The 21,386-nt window shown below is 45.9% G+C and carries 17 protein-coding genes; 9 read left to right on the top strand and 8 right to left on the bottom strand.

Annotated features, from left to right (window positions below; translation table 11 throughout):
- The first annotated feature begins 5 nt into the window (after positions 1 to 5).
- The gene (locus tag CVP04_RS03205; protein WP_100296077.1) at positions 6 to 224 is read left to right on the top strand and encodes a YheU family protein; all 219 of its coding nucleotides are present in this window, start codon (positions 6 to 8) and stop codon (positions 222 to 224) included.
- Between the two features lie 19 nt (positions 225 to 243).
- Complete coding sequence (gene crp / locus CVP04_RS03200) at positions 244 to 888, top strand: cAMP-activated global transcriptional regulator CRP (RefSeq protein WP_100296076.1); 645 nt, start codon at positions 244 to 246, stop codon at positions 886 to 888.
- 94 nt (positions 889 to 982) lie between these two features.
- On the opposite strand, the gene ligA is transcribed toward crp, so the two are convergent.
- Positions 983 to 3,004 carry an NAD-dependent DNA ligase LigA gene (gene ligA, locus CVP04_RS03195; RefSeq protein WP_100296075.1) on the bottom strand — a complete coding sequence of 674 codons (2,022 nt, stop codon included), beginning with the start codon at positions 3,002 to 3,004 and terminating at the stop codon, positions 983 to 985.
- A gap of 160 nt (positions 3,005 to 3,164) precedes the next feature.
- Positions 3,165 to 4,547, bottom strand: coding sequence for a GntP family permease (locus CVP04_RS03190; RefSeq protein ID WP_100296074.1), 1,383 nt, complete (start codon positions 4,545 to 4,547; stop codon positions 3,165 to 3,167).
- Between the two features lie 291 nt (positions 4,548 to 4,838).
- Here CVP04_RS03190 and CVP04_RS03185 point away from each other — a divergent pair, with 291 nt between their 5' ends.
- Genes CVP04_RS03185 through CVP04_RS03175 form a run of 3 tightly spaced genes read left to right on the top strand, consistent with a single transcriptional unit; the run spans position 4,839 to position 7,828 of the window.
- A complete protein-coding gene (locus CVP04_RS03185; protein ID WP_100296134.1) occupies positions 4,839 to 5,360 on the top strand; it encodes a gluconokinase in 522 nt (173 codons plus the stop codon).
- 9 nt (positions 5,361 to 5,369) lie between these two features.
- Positions 5,370 to 7,166 carry a phosphogluconate dehydratase gene (gene edd, locus CVP04_RS03180; protein WP_100296073.1) on the top strand — a complete coding sequence of 599 codons (1,797 nt, stop codon included), beginning with the start codon at positions 5,370 to 5,372 and terminating at the stop codon, positions 7,164 to 7,166.
- An 11-nt stretch (positions 7,167 to 7,177) separates the two neighbouring features.
- On the top strand, positions 7,178 to 7,828 hold the full coding sequence (locus CVP04_RS03175; RefSeq protein ID WP_100296072.1) for a bifunctional 4-hydroxy-2-oxoglutarate aldolase/2-dehydro-3-deoxy-phosphogluconate aldolase: 651 nt from the start codon (positions 7,178 to 7,180) through the stop codon (positions 7,826 to 7,828).
- 80 nt (positions 7,829 to 7,908) lie between these two features.
- Here CVP04_RS03175 and zipA read toward each other — a convergent pair whose 3' ends face one another.
- Complete coding sequence (gene zipA / locus CVP04_RS03170; RefSeq protein WP_100296071.1) at positions 7,909 to 8,895, bottom strand: cell division protein ZipA; 987 nt, start codon at positions 8,893 to 8,895, stop codon at positions 7,909 to 7,911.
- Between the two features lie 146 nt (positions 8,896 to 9,041).
- Here zipA and cysZ point away from each other — a divergent pair, with 146 nt between their 5' ends.
- Complete coding sequence (gene cysZ, locus CVP04_RS03165; protein ID WP_100296133.1) at positions 9,042 to 9,872, top strand: sulfate transporter CysZ; 831 nt, start codon at positions 9,042 to 9,044, stop codon at positions 9,870 to 9,872.
- Between the two features lie 105 nt (positions 9,873 to 9,977).
- Complete coding sequence (gene cysK / locus CVP04_RS03160) at positions 9,978 to 10,925, top strand: cysteine synthase A (RefSeq protein ID WP_100296070.1); 948 nt, start codon at positions 9,978 to 9,980, stop codon at positions 10,923 to 10,925.
- Between the two features lie 207 nt (positions 10,926 to 11,132).
- Here cysK and glyS read toward each other — a convergent pair whose 3' ends face one another.
- The 5 genes from glyS to polA form a co-directional block, all read right to left on the bottom strand.
- Entirely contained in the window at positions 11,133 to 13,202 is a 2,070-nt protein-coding gene (glyS, locus tag CVP04_RS03155; RefSeq protein WP_100296069.1) for a glycine--tRNA ligase subunit beta, read from the bottom strand.
- Positions 13,203 to 13,410: 208 nt separating this feature from the next.
- Positions 13,411 to 14,430 (bottom strand): PDDEXK nuclease domain-containing protein, encoded by a 1,020-nt coding sequence (locus CVP04_RS03150; RefSeq protein ID WP_341476047.1) that lies wholly within the window; start codon positions 14,428 to 14,430, stop codon positions 13,411 to 13,413.
- A gap of 218 nt (positions 14,431 to 14,648) precedes the next feature.
- Positions 14,649 to 14,903, bottom strand: coding sequence for a hypothetical protein (locus tag CVP04_RS03145; RefSeq protein ID WP_100296068.1), 255 nt, complete (start codon positions 14,901 to 14,903; stop codon positions 14,649 to 14,651).
- Between the two features lie 117 nt (positions 14,904 to 15,020).
- Positions 15,021 to 15,929, bottom strand: a complete 909-nt coding sequence (glyQ, locus tag CVP04_RS03140) for a glycine--tRNA ligase subunit alpha (protein ID WP_100296067.1) — start codon at positions 15,927 to 15,929, stop codon at positions 15,021 to 15,023.
- A 103-nt stretch (positions 15,930 to 16,032) separates the two neighbouring features.
- Entirely contained in the window at positions 16,033 to 18,909 is a 2,877-nt protein-coding gene (polA, locus tag CVP04_RS03135; RefSeq protein ID WP_100296066.1) for a DNA polymerase I, read from the bottom strand.
- 205 nt (positions 18,910 to 19,114) lie between these two features.
- On the opposite strand from polA, the gene CVP04_RS03130 reads away from it, so the two are divergent.
- Positions 19,115 to 19,330 carry a YceK/YidQ family lipoprotein gene (locus CVP04_RS03130; RefSeq protein WP_100296065.1) on the top strand — a complete coding sequence of 72 codons (216 nt, stop codon included), beginning with the start codon at positions 19,115 to 19,117 and terminating at the stop codon, positions 19,328 to 19,330.
- Between the two features lie 6 nt (positions 19,331 to 19,336).
- Entirely contained in the window at positions 19,337 to 21,358 is a 2,022-nt protein-coding gene (gene rep, locus CVP04_RS03125; RefSeq protein WP_100296064.1) for a DNA helicase Rep, read from the top strand.
- Positions 21,359 to 21,386 lie beyond the last annotated feature (28 nt).

Here is a 21,386-nt window from a genome sequence, read left to right as displayed (position 1 = left end):
ACATTATGATTATTCCTTGGCAAGAATTAGAAGCGGAAACGTTACAAAATATCGTCGAAAGTTTTATTTTACGCGAAGGGACGGATTACGGTTCCGAAGAGCTTTCTTTAGAACAAAAAACCACCAAACTACTTGATGAAATTCGCCAAGGACGCGCCCTAATAGTTTGGTCGGAATTACACGAATCCATTGATATTAAAAATAAAATGGACTTTCTCAAATAACATCGTTTATGGGGTAATTATGCAAGATCAATCCGGACAACCGACTCAATCAATGGATCCGACTTTGGAATGGTTCCTCTCCCATTGTCATATTCATAAATATCCTTCCAAAAGCACCTTAATTCACGCCGGCGAAAAGGCGGAAACCCTTTATTACTTAATCAAAGGCTCGGTCGCCGTATTAGTCAAAGACGAAGACGGCAAAGAAATGATCCTCACCTATCTCAGCCAAGGCGATTTCTTCGGCGAAGCGGGATTATTTGAAGAAGGTCAAGCGCGTTCTGCGTGGATCAAGGCGAAAACTTCTTGCGAAATCGCCGAAATTTCTTACAAGAAATTCCGCCAACTGATTCAAGTGAACCCTGAAATTTTAATGTATTTATCCGCTCAGCTTGCGCGCCGTTTACAAAACACTTCCCGCCAAGTCAGCAACCTCGCGTTTTTAGACGTAACCGGTCGCATTGCGCAAACCTTGTTGAATTTGGCGAAAATGCCGGAAGCAATGACCCATCCGGACGGTATGCAAATTAAAATTACTCGCCAAGAAATCGGGCAAATGGTGGGCTGTTCGCGCGAAACCGTCGGACGTATTTTAAAAATGCTTGAAGATCAACATCTTATTTCCGCTCACGGAAAAACTATTGTAGTTTACGGTACGCGATAATCCGTTTATAAGAAAACAAAAAGTGCGGTGCAAATAATTTTTATTTTTTGCACCGCACTTTTTTATTCGTTTTTTTACTTGGCTTTGCGCGCGTTTAAACTTCCGCTTGTACTAAAGCGAGGAATTCTTCTTCCGTTAAGATTTTAACGCCGAGTTCCGTAGCTTTAGTCAATTTCGACCCCGCATTATCGCCCGCGATAACAAAATCCGTTTTCGCCGACACGCTGCCGCTGACTTTACAACCGAAACTTTGCAACAAGGCTTTCGCCTCCGAGCGTCCCATTTTGCTCAATGTGCCGGTGAGGACGACAGTTTTATCTTTTAACGGATTATCGGCGATTTCTTCAATCACTACGTCATCCCAATGTACGCCTTGCGCGATTAAATCCGCCACCACATCCACATTATGCGGCTCGCGCCAGAAAACATAAATGCGGTTGGCGACCACCTCGCCGACATCTTGCACTTGCTGCAATGCGTCCAATTCGGCATTTTTCAATGCGTCGAGATTTTTAAAATGGTTGGCTAAATTTAATGCCGTCGCCTCGCCCACCTCGCGAATACCCAACGCAAAAATAAAACGCGCCAAAGTGGTTTTTTTCGCTTTTTCCAAGCTATTTAACGCATTTTCGGCGGATTTCGCACCCATTCGCTCCAAGCGCATTAAGGTAATCAAATCCAATTTGAACAAATCGGCTGGCGTGCGAATCAACTCGCGATCCACTAATTGTTCGATTAATTTTGCCCCGACACCGTCAATATCCATCGCTTTACGCGAAACGAAATGCTTCAGTGCTTCTTTACGTTGCGCGGCACAAATTAATCCGCCGGTACAACGCGCCACCGCTTCGCCTTCAATGCGCACGATTACCGATTCGCAAACCGGACAATGGGTCGGAAACACTATCGGCTTAGCATCCGACGGTCGGCGTTCGTGCAACACGCCGATAATTTGCGGAATCACATCGCCGGCGCGACGAATAATCACCGTGTCGCCGATGGCAATATCCAAACGCGCAATTTCATCGCCGTTATGTAGCGTCGCATTGCTCACCGTCACACCCGCGACAAAAACCGGTTCTAATTTCGCCACCGGCGTAATCGCACCGGTGCGTCCCACTTGAAACTCGACGTCGTTTAAGCGCGTTAATTCTTCTTGCGCCGGAAATTTATAGGCAATCGCCCAACGCGGCGCTTTAGAAATAAAACCCAGTTCTTGCTGCAAGGCAATGTCATTGATTTTTAACACCGTGCCGTCAATATCGTAGCCTAAGCCGCTGCGTTTTTCGCCGATAGTGCGGTAGAAATTCAGCACGTTTTCCACGCCGTCGCACAAGCGAATTTCGTTATTGACCGGAATACCGATAGATTTTAGCCATTGCAACCGAGCGAAATGCGTATCGGGCAAGGTCACGCCTTCGGCAATGCCGATCCCGTAAGCGTTCAACATTAACGGACGCTGGCTGGTGACTTTCGGATCGAGCTGACGCAACGATCCTGCCGCCGCATTACGCGGATTGGCAAAGGTTTTTTCCCCTTTGGCTAAAGCGGTTTCGTTCAATTTTTCAAATCCCGCTTGAGGCATAAACACTTCCCCGCGCACTTCCAAACGCGCCGGCGGATTGTCCGTAAGCAGCTGCAAAGGAATATTACGAATGGTGCGAATATTGGCGGTAATATCCTCGCCGGTCGTGCCGTCGCCGCGCGTCGCCGCTTGGGCTAAACGCCCGTTCACATACAAAATACTTACCGCCAAGCCGTCTAATTTCGGCTCGCAGCAAAAGGTCAACGGCTCAGGCAACAAAATTAGACGATCTTGAATTCGTTTGACAAAAGCATAAAATTCTTCGTCCGAAAAGGCGTTATCTAAAGATAACATCGGAATTTCGTGGGTGATTTGCGCAAATCCCGCCAAAGGTTTCGCACCGACCCGTTGTGTCGGCGAATCCGCCTCGATAAATTGCGGAAATTGTTGCTCCAGCGCTTTCAGTTGATGAAATAAGCGATCATATTCCGCATCAGGAATCTGCGGATTGTCTAAAACGTGGTATTGATATTCGTGATAACGCAATGTTTTGCGTAGCTGTTGAATTTGTGCAGCGACTTGCTCCGACATAATTATTCCCTAGTAAAAATCACCGCACTTCGGCGGCGAGACATAATAAACCGTTGCATTATACAACAACGGCGACCCTTCGTTTAAATAAAAAAAAGATGCCCGAAAATTCGTCGTCGAATCTTCGGGCATCCGAAAGTGCGGTAATTTTTAGCGGAATTTAGAGTAATACGCTACCGATAAAGGCGATGATAAAACCGACAACACCGATTGAAGTTTCCAACAACGTCCAGGTTTTTAAGGTGGTTTTGGTATCCATTTCTAAGAAACGACTGACTAACCAGAAACCGGAATCATTGACGTGCGATAACACGGTGGCGCCGGAGGCAATCGCAATCACGATAAAACAAAGGTCGAATTGGCTGAGTTCAGGAGAAGCGGCGACCATTGGTGCGACTAATGCCGACGCCGTAGTTAACGCAACCGTTGCCGAACCTTGTGCCACGCGCAAAGCAACCGAAATCAAGAAGGCGGCGACAATCACCGGCATTCCGGTGTCGGACAACATTGCGGATAAGGCTTCGCCGATACCGCTGGCGCGCAATACGCCGCCGAACATCCCGCCCGCACCGGTAACTAATACGATGGCGCAAATCGGACCTAATGCGTTGTTACAAATTTTTTCGATTTGGTCGAAACTGCGCTCGTCGCGTAATAATGCGATCGCCACCAACAACGTGATTAATAATGCGATTGGCGTTTTACCGATTAAACGTAAGCTTTGCACCCAAAGTTGCGAACCGTCTATCACTTTCGCTACGGTTAAAGTGTTTAAGCCGGTATCGAATAAAATCAAGAAGATCGGTAACAATAAAACGATTAATACGCGACCGATTGACGGCGGATTTTGTACCGAAGTTTCGTTCACTGCGGTTAAATTTAAAAAGGCTTTCGGCAATTCCACATAGACTTTTTTGCTGATGAACATACTGAACAAATAAGTACCGATATACCACGTCGGAATCGCGCAAATTAAGCCGACGATCACTAACAAGCCGATATTTACGCCCAAAATATCACCGGACGCCACCGGACCCGGATGCGGCGGTAAAAATGCGTGCATTACCGCAAACGCCCCGGCAACCGGAAATGCAAAGCGCAACACGGAACCGCCGAACTGTTTCGCCACGCTAAAGACGATCGGCAACATCACCACCAAACCGGCATCAAAGAAAATCGGGAATCCGAACAATAACGCCGTCACCCCTAACGCCATCGGCGCGCGCTGTTCGCCGAATTTGGCGATTAACGCATCGGCTAACACTTTCGCGCCGCCGGTGATCTCCAAAAGCCGACCGATCATCGCGCCCAAGCCCACTAATAACGCGACCGAAGCCAGCGTGCTGCCGAAACCGTTTAATAAGGTCGGCAAAATTTTGTCAACCGGAATGCCGGCGGCAAGTGCGGTCAATAAACTGACTAAAATTAACGCGACGAAAGCGTGCACTTTAAATCGGATAATTAAAATCAGCAACGCGATTATTGCGCCGAGCGCAATAAGAAGTAAGGACGAAGTATTCGCCGCTGCAGAAAGATTTTCCATAGATTTTCCTTTTTTTAATCAAGCAAAGTAATAACACCGAAAATGTTACCGATAACACGATAATTTTTCCAACAGATAAATTTAATTTTGTGATATTCGTCACAAAATTATTTTTATTGCTCAGAAATAAATCGATTTCATCCTCTAGCTGGATAAATAACGGGCTAATTTTAGTTACTTTACGAAAAAATGATCTTGATCACAAAAAATAAGAAATTTAAATTTTGTTATTGACTGTTACCGATAACATTTATAAAGTAATAAAAAATGATCGTTTCTTGGGAGAAAAAAATGGAAAAACATACAGGTCAATGCTTTATTTTAATGGGTGTCTCCAGTACGGGTAAAACCAGTATCGGCACAGCGATTGCGCAACGATTGGGATTAAAATTAATCGACGGTGACGATTTACATCCGCGCGCCAATATTATCAAAATGAGTTCCGGTCAGCCGTTAAACGATGAAGATCGCGCACCTTGGTTGGAACGTATTCGCGACGCGGCGTTTAGTTTGGAACAAAAATCCGAAAGAGGCATCATCATCTGTTCGGCGTTGAAAAAGAAATATCGCGATCCAATTCGTGAAGGAAATCAAGGTGTTAAATTTATCTTTTTATCCGGCGATTTTGATTTAGTGTTATCCAGAATGCAAAAACGCCAAGGGCATTATATGAAAACCGAAATGTTGCGCAGCCAATTTGCCACCTTAGAAGTGCCGCAACAAGACGAGCAAGACGTTTATCATATTGATATCGATGCCTCTTTCGACGAAGTGGTCGAACGCTGCATTGCGGCGATTAAACCTTTATTATAGGCGGTGCCGATGAATCCGATTTTGTTAGATGTGACGGAAACTATTGCGCGTCGCAGCCAAGCCGCGCGTGAGGCTTATATGCGCAGAATGGAAAAACAAGCCGCCGCCGGAAAATCCCGCGCGAAACTTAGTTGCGGTAATTTGGCGCATACGGTTGCCACTTGCTGCCCGCAAGAAAAACAACAGATTCTCGATTTCACCACGATTAATGTCGGCATTGTCAGCGCTTATAACGATATGGTCAGCGCCCATACGCCTTATGCGGATTATCCGCAGCAAATCAAACAAGTACTGCGAGATAACGGGCATTCCGCCCAAGTCGCCGCCGGCGTACCGGCAATGTGCGACGGCATTACGCAAGGGCAAGACGGAATGGATTTGTCGTTGTTTTCGCGCGATTTAATCGCCCAAGCGACGGCAATCGGCTTAAGTCATAACACCTTCGACGCCGCATTATTACTGGGAATTTGCGATAAAATCGCACCGGGACAGTTAATTGGTGCGCTTAGTTTCGGACATTTACCCGCCGCTTTCGTGCCAAGCGGACCGATGAACACCGGAATATCCAATAAACAGAAAGTGAAAATTCGTCAACAATACGCTGCCGGCGAAGTGGGCAAAGATGCCCTACAAGAAATGGAAAACAGTGCCTATCACAGCGTCGGCACTTGCACTTTCTACGGCACGGCGAACACCAATCAGTTGATTTTCGAGGCAATGGGATTAATGTTACCCGGCTCGGCGTTCGTGCCGGTCAATTCGCCGCTGCGTCCGCATTTAACCGCAATGACCGCTAAACAAATGATCAAAATCAGTGCGCAAGGAAAAGATTTTCGTCCGTTGTATCGCGTGGTGAATGAAAAAAGTATCATCAACGGCTTAGTCGCGTTATTGGCGTCGGGTGGCAGCACGAATCACACCATCCACTTAATTGCCATTGCGCGCGCCGCGGGCATTATCTTAACTTGGGACGATTTTTCCCGACTTTCCGACATCGTACCACTTTTAACGCGTATTTATCCGAACGGAACCGCCGATATTAATCAATTCCACCAAGCGGGCGGCGTGCCATTTTTGCTGAAATCCCTTGCGGATCGCGGCTTGTTGCACTTAGACGCTACGCCGATTTACGGCACGATGCAAGATTATTTCTGCGAACCGAGCTTGGAAAATGGCGAAGTGGTATTCGCGCCGATCACGCAAACCCGCGACGAAAACGTTATCGCTGCGCCGAATACGCAATTCAGTGCGCAAGGCGGCTTAAAAGTGATTGACGGTAATTTAGGTCGCGGCGTGATCAAAATCAGCGCCGTAGCGAAAGAACACCATAAATTAACCGCACCTGCGCTGGTATTCGAATCTCAAGACGAAGTGGTCGAAGCCTATAAAAACGGACGATTGAACCAAGACGCCGTCATTGTGGTGCGCAACAGCGGCCCCGCTGCACGCGGAATGCCGGAATTACATAAATTAATGCCGATCTTAGGCAATGTGATGGAAGCCGGTCATCGGGTCTTTTTAGTCACGGACGGGCGTTTATCCGGTGCCTCCGGCAAAGTGCCGTCCATTATTCATTTATGCCCCGAATCGGTGAACGGCGGGCCTTTAGCCTATATTCGACAAGGCGATATCATCGAAATCGACGCAGAAAAAGGTTCGATGCGTTGTCTCGCCGACTTTGCCGATCGCACGCCGTTTCAAGCGGATTTATCCGCCGATTACGACGGCTGCGGACGGGAATTATTCCGTTTATTCAGAAAAAACGTCTCGCCCGCAGAAGAAGGCGCGAGCATTTTATTTAATTGAGGATACAGATTATGCAATGGACTTTATCTCCGCAACAAATTTTCGCCGCGTCTCCGATTGTCCCTGTGATGGTCATCAAACGCCTTGAGGACGCCGTACCGATGGCGCAAGCGCTGCTTGACGGCGGCATTAATGTGTTCGAAATCACCTTACGCACCGAGGCGGCGCTTGAGGCGATTAAACTGATTCGCCAAGCCTTACCGCAAGCCCTTGTCGGCGCCGGAACGGTGATTAATACGCAACAATATGACGACGTTGTCGCCGCCGGTGCACAATTCGCCATTTCGCCGGGTGCGACGCCTGCCCTGCTCGCTTACGCCGCACAAGGCAAAATCGCATTAATACCCGGTACCGCAACACCGTCGGAAATGATGCAAGCTTTAGAACTCGGCTATGATCATCTTAAATTCTTTCCGGCGGAAATCAACGGCGGCGCGCAGGCATTAAAAGCCATTTCGGCACCGCTGCCGCAACTGAAATTCTGCCCGACCGGCGGTATTTCAGAGAAAAATGCAGCGGATTACGTTAAATTGGATTGCGTTGCCACTGTCGGCGGATCTTGGATGCTGCCGAATGACTTGATTGAGGCGAAAAATTGGGAAAAAATCACACAATTAAGTTATAACGCCGTTCTTGCCGTACAAGCTGTACGCGGGAAATAACGGAAAAATTCGATAAAAAAACACCGCACTTTATCGTGTATTTTGATAAAAGTGCGGTGTTTTTTTGACAATTTTATTCGCTAAGCAACACGACTTAAATAAGCTTTTTCCGCTTGCTCGTCGAAAATTTCTTGTTGATCCGTTAATACAAAACCGTTTAATTCTTCTGCGATCGTTTTCGCTGCTCGAATCATCATCCGTAAGTTCGCCAAATCGCTGCCGTGAGACGGAAGCTGCATAAACAGGGCGATGCCGACGGTATAAAAATCCGCCATATTATAAGGATCAAAGGTTCCCGGTTGTTGAATATTCGCCGCGCTGAATAAAATCGGGCTGGCGACGCTTAAATCCAAATGGCGATGATAAATTTGTTGTGCGCCGAAAATAAAACCGAGATCGTCCAATACTTGCGCCAAATTCGCGCCGTTAAATTCGCGATTTTCCGCAGCCACCACATACAACATAATAAAGGATTTTTCCGCCTGCGTTTCGCTTTCCGTGGCAGTCTCGGCGGCTGAAATCGTCGTTTCCGCTTGCGGCTCCGGTTCAATATGTGCGGAATGCTGGGCGGCTTCGGCTAATTGCTCGCGCAAAAATGCGGAGGAAGAATTGATACCTTCGTTTTCGTCAAGATTCGCTTCCAGATCGGCAATGGTTGCGCGGGTTAAATCTTGCGGCGCTTGCGTATAAACCGCCGGCTCCACGCTTGCCGCGGAAGCTTGCGGCGCATTCGGTAAGCTGATTTTTATGCGGCTAACCGCTTGTTCGAGATTTTGATTGGCGTCCGGCGCTTGCGTTTGATATTGTACGTCGTCGAAATTCAAGCTTTGCTGCGTCGGTTGCGGCGGCTCGATAGGCTGCGGTTGTAGTGAGACCGGTTCGGGAGAAACGGCAATCGGATCTTGCCGGAGATTTTCTTGCGGCTGGCGAACGCGCGCGTCTTTGGTGAAAGTATTTGCATTTTGGAAATATTGGGATTTTTCACGACGATTCGCCCAAAGTCCGTGCGCCACTAAAATCACTAACGCAATTACACCCAAAATAATCAAAATCGTATTTAAATCCATTATTTTCTCCCATTGTCTAGAACATACCGCGACAGTGCAAATGCCGTTAGCTTATCATATTTTGCGATTTCGGTGATATGCAAAAATTGATTTTTTTCACCGCACTTTGTATTCTTATTCCTCGATTTTTATTCAGAGAATGTATTATGTTGCAACAATCCGAACTCAAACAAGGATTTCACTATTTCGTCGTCGGCTGGCACCTTATCGGACAAAAAGGCTTGCGTCGCTTTGTAATAATGCCGATTTTATTAAACGTGTTGTTATTAAGCGGCTTATTTTGGCTGTTCGTATCGCAAATCGGTGCGCTAATCGACGGCATAATGAGTTATATTCCCGCTTGGCTTAGCTGGTTAAGCGCAGTGTTATTATTGTTGTCGATTCTAATGATTCTGACGGTTTTTTATTTCGTTTTCACCACCTTATCCGGCTTTATCGCCGCACCGTTTAACGGTTTGCTCGCCGAAAAAGTAGAAAAAATGCTCACCGGCGAAAGCGGCATTGAAATGAGTACGATGGATTTTATCAAGGATATTCCGAGAATGTTGGGACGCGAATGGCAAAAACTCCTTTACAGTCTGCCGAAATTTATCGGCTTGTTTTTATTGAGTTTTATTCCCGTGGTCGGACAAATTTTTATTCCGATTTTAGCCTTTTTGTTCACTGCTTGGATGATGGCGATTCAATATTGCGACTATCCTTTCGATAACCACAAAATTCCGTTTAAGGTAATGCGCGCCGAACTGACCGAAAAGCAAACCTTAAGCGTTACTTTCGGCACCTTAGTCACGTTATGCACCTTCGTGCCGATTATTAATTTGGTGATTATTCCCGTCGCCGTGTGCGGCGCAACCGCAATGTGGGTGGAACAATATCGCGATAATTTATTATTTAACCTCGATTTAAACCGCACTTCGCGTGAAATTCGCGTGCCCGGTCGCGGCGTGGCGACCAAAGGTTCGCAAATCGTTAAATAGCGTTTGGTTATAAAATATAGCCAATAACTATTTTTTTATTCTGAATCGGTATGCTAAAAATATAACCAATTCGAACACAAAGACCAATTCAATAAGGGGAACAATATGACAATCCACGCAGATAATTCTTACTCTATCGGAAACACTCCTTTAGTGCGTTTAAAAAATTTCGGTAACGGTAATATCGCCGTTAAAATCGAAGGTCGCAATCCAAGCTTCAGCGTAAAATGCCGTATCGGTGCGAATATGGTTTGGCAAGCGGAAAAAGACGGCACTTTAACTAAAGATAAAGAAATCGTCGATGCGACCAGCGGCAACACCGGTATCGCTCTCGCTTACGTTGCGGCGGCGCGCGGTTATAAAATCACGTTAACAATGCCGGAAACAATGAGCTTGGAACGTAAACGCTTGCTACGCGGTTTAGGCGTGAATTTGATTTTAACCGAAGGCGCAAAAGGTATGAAAGGCGCGATCGCAAAAGCGGAAGAAATCGTTGCCTCCGATCCGAACCGTTATGTAATGCTTAAACAGTTCGAGAATCCGGCGAACCCGGATATTCACCAAAAAACTACCGGCCCTGAAATTTGGAAAGACAGCGACGGTCAAGTGGATGTCGTTGTTGCAGGCGTAGGTACGGGCGGTACGATTACCGGTATCAGCCGTTATATCAAACAAGATCAAGGCAAACAAATTATTTCCGTGGCGGTTGAACCGGAAGAATCACCGGTTATCACCCAAACGCTCGCAGGCGAAGAAGTGAAACCGGGTCCGCACAAAATTCAAGGTATCGGCGCGGGCTTTATTCCGAAAAACTTGGATTTGTCTTTAATCGATCGCGTAGAACGCGTAAACAGCGAAACCGCGATTGCAACGGCGCGTCGTTTAATGGCGGAAGAAGGTATTTTAGCCGGTATTTCTTCCGGTGCGGCGGTTGCGGCGGCGGATCGCATTGCGAAATTACCTGAATTTGCGGATAAATTAATCGTGGTGATTTTACCTTCCGCTTCAGAACGTTATCTAAGTACAGCCTTATTCGAAGGTATTGAGGGTTAGTTTTTTCCCCTTTTGCGGTTAGCTTCCCAAGTGGAACTAACCGTCTTTTTTATTCTCCTAATGCGGTCGTTTTGACCGCATTTTTATTGCTCAAAAGTGCGGCCGGTTTTGACGCAATTTTGTTCAAGCCAAAACAAAGCGGATTAATGCGCTGACATTAATTCGCTTTTTTCTTCTTTCAAAGGGCAAATGAACTTGCCCGATGCCTTATTGCAATAAGGAAATATCCGCCACTTCTAAGAATAAGTTACGCAGATTATTTAAAATCGCTAACCGGTTTTGACGCAATTTTTCATCTTCCGCATTAACCATTACTTTATCAAAGAAGTTATCGATCACGCTGCGCAATTCTGCTAAACGATCCAATGCAACGCTATATTCGCCTTTTTCAAATAACGGCTGCAATTCGCTTTGTAGCGCAATCACTCGATCCGCCAACGCAATTTCTTCTGCTTCAACGCATAAAGTGCGGTCGATTTTCGCCGGAATTTCACCTTCAACTTTCGCCAGAATATTGCTGACACGCTTATTCGCCGCCGCTAATGCTGCTGCCGCTTCAAGTGTACGGAAGTGTGAAACCGCACGCACACGGGCATCAAAATCCGCAGGGCGAGTTGGACGGCGGGCAAGCACCGCTTGGATTTCGTCCACCGCAATACCTTCATCTTGATACCACGCACGGAAACGACCGAGCATAAAGTCCACCACCTCTTCAACCACATTAGCGTTTGTAAGTTTATCACCAAATAATGCTGCCGATTTACGCACTAAATCTTCTAAATCTAACGGCAAGTTTTTCTCAACAATAATACGCAACGAACCTAACGCCGCACGGCGTAAAGCGAACGGGTCGGCACTGCCTTTTGGTGCTTGCCCGATACCGAAAATCCCAGTAAGCGTGTCGAATTTATCCGCTAACGCAACCGCACTTGCCACCAAGGATTTCGGCAATTCATCGCCGGCAAAACGTGGCATATATTGTTCGTTTAACGCTACCGCTACTTCTTCGTCTTCGCCGTCTGCACGGGCATAGTGCATACCCATCACGCCTTGGGTGTCGGTAAATTCAAACACCATATTGGTCATTAAATCGCATTTTGAGAGCAAGCCTGCACGTTTCGCTTTGGCTTCGTCCGCACCGATCTGTTTTGCAATTTCGCCTGCAAGCTGTTCAATGCGAGCGGTTTTATCACGCAATGTGCCGAGTTGTTGTTGGAATAACACAGTTTCTAAGCGTGGTAACTGGTCTTCCAAACGCTGTTTTAAGTCGGTTTTGAAGAAGAATTCCGCGTCGGTTAAACGTGGGCGAACCACTTTTTCGTTCCCTTCAATAATTTTGCTTGGGTCGGACGGCACGATGTTCGACACAAAAATAAAGTGCGGTAAAAGTTTTCCGTCTTTATCATAAATCGGGAAGTATTTTTGGTCGCCTTTCATGGTGTAAACAAGGGCTTCTGCAGGCACAGCTAAGAAACGCTCTTCAAATTTCGCCGCCAGCACATTTGGATATTCCACAAGCGAAGTCACTTCATCAAGCAAATCTTCTTCAATATCCGCCACACCACCAAGTGCGGTCGCTTTTTCTTGCGATTTCGCCAAAATTAACGCTTTACGCTCGTTGAAATCAGCAACGACTGAGCCTTTTTCTTTGAGTAATGCAGGGTATTGGTCTGCGTGAGAAATTTGGAACTCACGCTCGCCTAAAAAACGGTGACCGCGAATAGTCGTACCGCTTTGCACGCCTAAAATTTCGCCTTCGATTAACTCATCGCCTAATAATAAAGTCACGGTATGTACAGGGCGAACGAACTGCTCGCTCTTATCGCCCCAACGCATTGTTTTGGGGATTGGTAGCTTGGCAAGGGAATTGCTGATAATGCCCACCAACAAGTTTTTGGTCGGCTGACCTTCAATCACCGCACGGTGAACCAGCCATTCGCCTTTATCGGTGGCAATACGCTCTGCCTGATCAACAGTAATTCCACAACCTTTTGCCCAGCCTTCAGCCGCTTTGGTCGGTTTCCCTTCCGCATCAAACGCCTGTGCTACGGCAGGTCCACGCTTTTCCACTTCTTTGCTCGGTTGAGCCGTGGCTAAACCTAACACTTTAACCGCCAAACGACGTGGTGCTGCAAACCATTCCACTTTCTCAAAAGAAAGCCCTGCTTGGTTTAACTCTTGTTCAACATTATCCGCAAATGCGGTCGCTAATTTTTTGAGTGCCTTCGGTGGCAACTCTTCAGTGCCGATCTCGGCGAGGAAGTTTTGTGTTGTCATTGTTTTCTCTTTCGTTAATTCTCAATAATTAAATTTAATTTTTACAAATTTTTGCGGAAATCTAACCGCTTGCAACCCACGCACGGCAAGCCGTATGTGGTTACTAGGCTCTATGAGCCTGTTGAGCTGCTTCGCAGCTCTTTGTTATCTCTGATTTCCAGCCCCAGCGGGGCTGAACTATGCGTAACTGAGTCAAGGCTTTGCCGTGCTAGGAAATATCCACCAACCTTCTCGCCATTTCCACCTGCTTCTGCAACTCCAACTCCGTTGGTAAATACGGTAGATATTTCGCACTAAAAATCTGTTTTCTATCGGCAAGGACAGAATATTTCGCAATGGCTTCGCTTTGTTCGCTGCATAATACCAAACCAATGGTTGGGTTGTCGTCTTCGCCTTTAAATTGCTCGTCATAAAGGCGGACGTAAGTGTCCATTTGCCCGATGTCTTGGTGTTTGAGTTTGCCGATTTTAAGGTCAATCAACAAAAAGCATTTTAATTTAAAATTGTAAAACACCAAATCAATGTAAAAATCTTCATCATCAAAACGAATACGTTTTTGGCGTTCTACAAAAGCGAAACCTTTACCAAGTTCCAATAAAAATTGTTGAAGATTACCGATAATCGCTTGCTCTACACCGCTTTCTTGATAGGTTTTGTCCTGTAAATTCAAGAAATCTAAAATATAAGGATCTCGCAAATAGTCCTGAATCGTCTCTTTTAGCGGTTCGGTTTTTTCAACAGCTTCTTGTTCAACTAGCGCTTTATTTTGGCTACTCAGTAAACGCTCATAATAAAGTACGCTGATTTGGCGATCTAAAGCTCTAACTGACCAATTTTGTTCTAGGGTTTCTTTTAAATACCATTGGCGAGCTTGATCATTTTCTATTTGCATTAAACGGCGATAATGCGACCAACTCAATTCGGAACACAGTGTGTTCCGAATTGGAAAAGTAAGATAAAACTGTCGCATATTGCGTAAATTGCGAATATCAAACCCTTTCCCAAACATTTCCGTTAAACGTTCGGAAAGATTTTGCAATAAATACTTACCGTATTTTGCCCGCTCTTCGCCTTGTTGCTCGTGTTCAACAATCAACCGACCGATTTCCCAATAGCTTTGCACCATCGCACTGTTCACCGTTTGGCGAACTTGCTGGCGTGCTTGTTGAATAATCTCGGCAATTTGTCCGAGAAGTTGATTATCGGGTGTTTGGAGTTCGTTCATCATCAATCTTCGTTAATTTAATTCGGGACGCAGTGAGTCCCGAATTAGAGATTTTTGTAATTTTGCAGATAGTGTCTGCACAATTTAATCCGTAATATCCAATTTGTGCATACACTGTGTGCACAATTTACCTAAACTGCATTTTCATCAAATTTAAGAGGCTCTATATCTCAAATTGCCCACGCACTGCGTGGACAATTTTGCAATCATTGATTGCAAAATCACAACGACTGTAATTCGTTTTGATCCAAAATCACCCGCTCACCGATCATTAACGCAGGAATCCCAATATAGCCGTTGGCTTTTGCGTCATCAAAAGCCGGATGTGTATCGCGTAATCTTAAAAACGGTTTAAAATTTGCACCGCTCTTTGTGATATCAACCGCTTCATATTCAATATTTAAACGCTGAAGTTCGGCAACAAATGGCTCGGTATCAGGGCACCAATGGGCGAAATATAAAATGGGTTTGGTCATATATATCCAATTTTCGTAGGGGCTGACCGATGTGTCCGCCCGAAAAAATATAAATCAATAAGCTATTTTATGTATATATGGGCGGACCCATCGGTCCGCCCCTACAACTCACATAAATTATTTTTTGCAACCCGGAAAACCTAACGCCTCGCGGCTTGCGTAATAGGCTTCGGCAACGCCTTTGGTTAAAGCACGAATGCGTAAGATATAGCGTTGGCGTTCGGTCACAGAAATCGCTTTGCGAGCATCGAGTAAGTTAAAGCTGTGTGCTGCTTTTAAGATGCGCTCATAAGCTGGCAACGGAAGCGGTTTTTCTAAACTTAATAGCGATTGCGCTTCTTTTTCGTATTGTTCGAAACATTGGAATAGGAAATCCACGTCTGCGTATTCAAAGTTGTAGGTGGATTGTTCCACTTCGTTTTGGTGGAAAACATCGCCGTAAGTGGTTTTACCTAAAGGACCGTCCGACCAAACTAAGTCATACACGCTGTCCACACCTTGAATATACATTGCTAAACGCTCTAAACCGTAGGTGATTTCGCCGGTAACCGGTTTACATTCTAAACCGCCGACTTGTTGGAAATAGGTGAATTGGGTGACTTCCATTCCGTTTAACCACACTTCCCAGCCTAAGCCCCACGCACCTAAAGTCGGGTTTTCCCAGTTGTCTTCCACAAAACGAATATCGTTTTGGGTTGGGTCGAAACCGAGCATTTTAAGGCTGTCTAAATAGAGTTCTTGAATGTTGTCCGGAGAAGGTTTAATCACCACTTGGAATTGGTAGTAGTGTTGTAAACGGTTTGGGTTTTCGCCATAACGTCCGTCTGTCGGGCGGCGTGATGGTTGTACATAAGCAAACGCCATCGGCTCAGGGCCTAATGCACGTAAGCAAGTCATCGGGTGAGATGTGCCTGCACCTACTTCCATATCGAAAGGTTGAACCACGGTGCAGCCTTTGCTTGCCCAGTAATCTTGGAGGGCTAAAATCATACCTTGAAAGGTTTTTACATTAAATTTATCTGACATAATTTCTTCTTCAAAAAGTTAAACAAAATGGAGGCATTATAGCCCAAAATCCGTTGTTATCCCACACACAATGCGCAAAAGTGCGGTCAAATTTAACAAAATTTTAATGCGCTTCATCCCAGTTTTTACCGATACCCACATCCACGATAAGCGGAACTACTAATTTTGCCGCATTTTCCATTAAATTTTTGATTAACGGCGTATATTTCTCGATTTTATCCGACCGCACTTCAAACACCAATTCATCGTGAACCTGCATAATCATTTTAATTTCGTCGGACTGCCCGATAGCGCGATCAATTTCAATCATCGCCCGTTTAATAATATCCGCCGCCGTGCCTTGCATCGGCGCATTGATCGCCACGCGTTCCGCCGCTTTTCGCCGCATTGCGCTTGACGCGTTAATTTCCGGCAAATACAAACGCCGCCCGAACAAAGTTTCCACATAACCTTGCGCTTTGGCTTTTTCGCGAATGTCGGTCATAAAACGTTGCACGCCCGGATAACGTTGGAAATACAAATCCATATATTTTTGCGCTTCCGCGCGCGAAATGCCGAGCTGACGAGAAAGCCCGAAAGCGCTCATTCCGTAAATCAAGCCGAAATTAATCGCTTTGGCGCCGCGGCGTTGTTCGGCGGTGACGGCATCCAACGGCAAACCGAAAATTTCCGCTGCCGTTGAACGGTGAATATCTTTACCTTCGTTAAAGGCGCGGATCAATCCTTCATCTTGCGACAAATGCGCCATAATGCGCAGCTCGATTTGCGAATAGTCCGCAGCGATAATCGAGTAATTTTGCGGTGCGATAAAGGCTTGACGAATGCGTCGCCCTTCTTCGTTGCGAATCGGGATATTCTGCAAGTTCGGATCGCTGGAAGAAAGCCGTCCCGTTGTAGTAATCGCTTGATGATACGACGTGTGAACCCGTCCGGTCGTCGGATTAATCATCTGTGGCAATTTATCCGTATAAGTGGATTTTAATTTTGCCAAGCCGCGATGTTCCATTAACAATTTCGGTACGGAATGTCCTTGCTGCGCCAATTCGTCCAACACATCCTCATTCGTCGAAGGCGCGCCTTTCGGCGTTTTGGCGACAATCGGCAAGCCCAGTTTATTAAACAAAATTTCCTGTAATTGTTTGGTGGAGGCGAGGTTAAAGGTTTCGCCCGCTTCTTGATGAACTTGCGCTTCAAGTGCGGTCAATCTTGCGGCGATTTCCTGCGATTGTGCTGCTAATGTGCGGCTATCGATCAACACGCCGTTGCGTTCGATACGCGATAACACGCCGACCAACGGTAATTCGATGTCGCGAAATAATGTGGCGAGCGTTTCCGTTTGTGATAAATCCGCCCACAGCCGTTGATGTAATTTCATCGTCACGTCCGCATCCTCCGCCGCATATTCCGTGGCGGTCGGAATGTCGATTTGATCAAAGGTCAGTTGATTTTTGCCTTTGCCGGCGATGGTTTCGAAGGCAATGGTGTTGTGCCCTAAATAGCGCGCGGACAAATCGTCCATATTATGCCGACCGGTGCTATCCAGCACATAGGATTCCAACATCGTATCGAAAGCAACGCCAGCCAAATTGATGTGATGATTAGCGAATACGGTTAAATCGTATTTCAGATTTTGTCCGATTTTTTTGATCGCCGGATCTTCCAATAAAGGTTTTAGCTGCGCCAAGCAATCGGCGCGATCTAATTGATTCGGCAAGCGTTCCCGCACAAGCGGCGCCGAAACTTGCACGTCGTCAAATAAATCGCCTTGCGTTTCAAGCGTCGAAACGGCGACCTCGCCGACGTGTGCCAGCGGAATATAACAGGCTTCGCCGTTTTCCAAGGCAAAGGAAATACCGACCAAATTCGCCTGCATTGCATCCAGCGAGTCGGTTTCCGTATCCACGGCGATGTAATCGGCTTGCTTGATTTTTTCGATCCACGCCGACAATTTTTGCGCCGTATCCACGGTTTCATATAAAGTGCGGTCGATTTTTATCGGATTTTTCACCGCACTTTGCGCTTTCTCCATTTTTGTCGGCGTCGGTGCATAATTATCCGTTTTCACGCGCTGTTCCGCGCCGTTGGTAACGGAACTTTCGCCGTTCATCACTTCATTAAGCCAGCGTTTAAATTCATAACGGGCGAAATATTCGATCAATTCGTCTTTATTATGTTGCCCTAATGTCAGCTGATCCGGAGTCACCTCTAATTCCACATCGGTTTTGATGGTAGCTAATAAATAAGACAAATCAGCATCCGCTTTCGCCGCGGCAAGTTTTTCGCCCAATTTTTTCGCCCCGCGAATCGGCAACTCGGCAACTTTATCTAAATTCGCATAAATCTGCGCCATACTGCCAAGCCCTTGCAGCAAGCCGAGCGCCGTTTTTTCGCCTACGCCCGCCACACCGGGAATATTGTCCGAGCTGTCGCCCATTAAGGCGAGATAATCAATAATCAATTCGGGCGGAATACCATATTTTTCAATCACGCCATCGCGATCCAACAAGGTATCGGTCATTGTGTTGATCAACATAATTTTGTCGTTCACCAACTGCGCCATATCTTTATCGCCGGTGCTGATTAACACATTTTTGCCCTGTTGCGCGGCTTGGCGCGCAAGCGTACCGATCACATCGTCCGCCTCCACGCCTTCCACCACCAAAAGCGGAATACCCAAAGCCTGAATCATATTATGCAGCGGCTGAATTTGCCGACGCAAATCATCGGGCATCGGCGGGCGGTGCGATTTATATTGTTCGAACATTTCATCGCGAAATGTTTTGCCTTTAGCATCAAACACCACGGCAATATGCGTGGGTTGCACTTGTGAAATCAAACTTTTCAGCATATTTAACACGCCGTACATCGCATTTGTCGGCTCGCCCAAGGAATTCGTCAAGGTCGGAAACGCGTGAAAGGCACGGTATAAATAAGAGGAACCGTCCACCAAGACGAGAGGATTTTCAGCAATTTTAGCCATAATATTCTCATTTTTATTGATTCGTTTGCGATTATTATAGAGGAAATTTGCCGTTTAACCTAATGCGGCATTGCTTTTTGTACTTAGGCTTAACACAATAAAAAGGCATTTAATTTCAATAAAATACGGAGAAAATATCTTTTTTGCGTAAAAAAACATAAAATAACGCCCTATGATTTCTCGGTATCTTTTATATTGTCACAAAATGCAAAAAATCTGCTTAATTTTCACCGCACTTTTCGTCCTTTCCGGCTGCGGAACGGTGGTGACGTTAATTAATCCGACGGAAAAATATCAGGCGTATGCCGGCACGCAATACGACTGGAAAATGGCGCAAAAATGGGGAATGCCGATCTTGGATTTGCCATTGTCTTTTTTGCTGGATACCGCTTTATTGCCTTATGTATGGGCGCAAGAGTAAGACGCAATGAAATTAAATCTTCAACAACAACAAGCCGTAAATTATGTTTCCGGGCCTTGTCTGGTTTTGGCGGGCGCGGGATCGGGCAAAACGCGGGTGATTATCAACAAAATCGCTTATTTGGTGGAAAAGTGCGGTTATTTACCGAAACAAATCGCCGCCGTCACCTTTACCAACAAAGCGGCGCGCGAAATGAAAGAACGCGTCGCTCATTCGATCGGCAAAGAACAAAGTCGCGGATTAATCGTTTCGACGTTTCATACTTTAGGCTTTGACATCATCAAGCGCGAATATCGGCATTTGGGCTTGAAATCCAATATCACCTTATTTGATGAACAAGATCAACTGGCGCTATTAAAAGAATTAACCGCGGATTTATTGCAAGAAGATAAAGATTTACTGCGCGCGTTGATTTCCACGATTTCCAACTGGAAAAACGATTTGATTATGCCGGAACAAGCGTTAATGACAGCAAAAGATGCCAAGCAGCAGACGTTCGCCCAATGCTACGCGCGTTATACCAAGCAAATTCGCGCCTATAACGCGTTGGATTTCGACGATTTAATTATGCTGCCGACGTTGTTGTTTAAGCAAAATCCGGAAGTGCGGTCGAAATGGCAAGAGAAAATTCGTTATTTGTTAGTCGATGAATATCAAGATACCAATACCAGCCAATATGAATTGATTAAATTATTGGTCGGCGAACGCGCTTGTTTCACCGTGGTCGGCGATGATGATCAATCCATTTACTCTTGGCGCGGTGCAAGACCGCAAAATATGATGCGGCTGAAAAATGATTTTCCCGCGTTGCAAGTGATTAAGCTGGAACAAAATTATCGCTCGACACAGCGCATTTTGCACTGTGCTAATATTTTAATCGCCAATAACGAACACGTTTTTGACAAAAAACTTTTTTCCGCCTTGGATGCCGGCGAAAAATTACAGGTCATCGAAGCGAAAAACGAAGAACACGAAGCGGAACGCGTTGTCGGCGAACTGATTGCTCATCGTTTTATGCGCAAGACCAAATATCGCGATTATGCCATTCTTTATCGCGGTAATCATCAATCGCGATTATTCGAAAAAGTGTTAATGCAAAACCGGATTCCGTACAAAATTTCCGGCGGCACATCTTTTTTCTCCCGCGCTGAAATCAAAGATATGATGGCTTATTTGCGTCTTGTGGTAAACCAAGAAGATGACGCCGCATTTTTACGCATCGTCAACACACCGAAACGTGAAATCGGCGCGGCGACTTTGGAAAAATTAGGTACCTTGGCGCAAGAAAAACATATCGGTTTATTTGACGCGATTTTCGATTTCGAACTGATTCAACGCGTTACGCCGAAAGCCTATAACGCATTGCAAACCTTCGCCCGTTGGATTGTCGAACTGAACGATGAAATTTTACGTTCGGAACCGGAAAATGCCGTGCGCCGAATGTTGTCGCAGTTGCATTATGAAGAATATTTATATGAATACGCCACCAGTCCGAAAGCGGCGGAAATTCAGAGCAAAAACGTCGCTACATTGTTCGAATGGGTGGCGGATATGCTCAAAGGCGATGAATTTAACGAACCGATGACTTTAAACCAAGTGGTGACGCGTTTGACGCTGCGCGATATGTTGGAACGCGGCGAAGACGATGAGGATGACGATCAAGTGCAATTAATGACGTTACACGCCTCGAAAGGATTGGAATTTCCGCACGTTTTTTTGGTCGGAATGGAAGAAAATATTTTGCCTCACCAAACTAGCATTGACGAAGATAATGTGGAAGAAGAACGACGTCTGGCTTATGTCGGCATTACCCGCGCGCAACAAAGCCTCACTTTTTCCTTATGCAAAGAGCGGCGACAATTCGGCGAATTATTGAAACCGGAGCCGAGCCGATTTTTACTAGAATTGCCACAAGACGATGTGCAATGGGAGCGCAACAAACCGGCGCGCACCGAAGCGCAACAAAAAGAAATGACAAAATCGAACATCGCCAATTTACGCGCAATTTTACGCGGCGAACAAAAATGACGGATTGTTTTGTAGATAAATCAGTCAA

Source organism: Caviibacterium pharyngocola, assembly GCF_002795405.1.
Classification (GTDB): Bacteria; Pseudomonadota; Gammaproteobacteria; order Enterobacterales; family Pasteurellaceae; genus Caviibacterium; species Caviibacterium pharyngocola.
Note: the sequence above shows the minus strand (reverse complement) of the source record. Positions and strands in the feature narration are given on the sequence as shown.